General features: G+C 56.3%; 1 protein-coding gene. It reads right to left on the bottom strand.

Annotation, left to right across the window (positions count from 1 at the left end; translation table 11 throughout):
• Window positions 1–33: 33 nt before the first annotated feature.
• The coding region (locus AC3WOS_RS28605) for an IS3 family transposase (RefSeq protein ID WP_492720713.1) at window positions 34–517 on the bottom strand (484 nt) is incomplete at its 5' end.

The following is a 517-nucleotide window of genomic DNA, read 5'->3' as shown; positions in this document are numbered from 1 at the left end:
TGAGGTGTACTGTCAATAGCGGACACTCTTGTCTCAAGCCGCCTGCGGATGTTTGCTGAAAAGTTCAGCGAACAACGCTGGCGGAACATTGCCAAGGCGTGAGTGACGCCGCTGGCGGTTATAAAAGCTTTCAATGTATTCCTGGATTGCCGACTGCGCGTCGGCCCGCGTGGCGTAGCGCTGGTGATGCACCAGTTCGTTCTTTAAACTACCCCAGAAGCTCTCCATGGGGGCGTTGTCATAGCAGTTTCCTTTGCGCGACATGGAGGCTTGCATGCCGAATTGTTCCACCAGCTTGCGATAATCATGGGCACAATATTGACTCCCCCGGTCCGAGTGGTGAATCAATCCTGGCGCTGGCCGCTTGTTGGTTGCGGCGCGCCAGAGAGCCTGCGCCGTCAGGGCCTGTGTCATGCGCTCGCCCATTGCATAGCCAACGATTTCGCAGGTAAACACATCCTTCACGCCAGCCAGGTAGAGCCATCCCTCGCCGGTCTGGATGTACGTAATATCAGTC

This window comes from Rugamonas sp. FW305-51, assembly GCF_058786935.1.
Note: the sequence above shows the minus strand (reverse complement) of the source record. Positions and strands in the feature narration are given on the sequence as shown.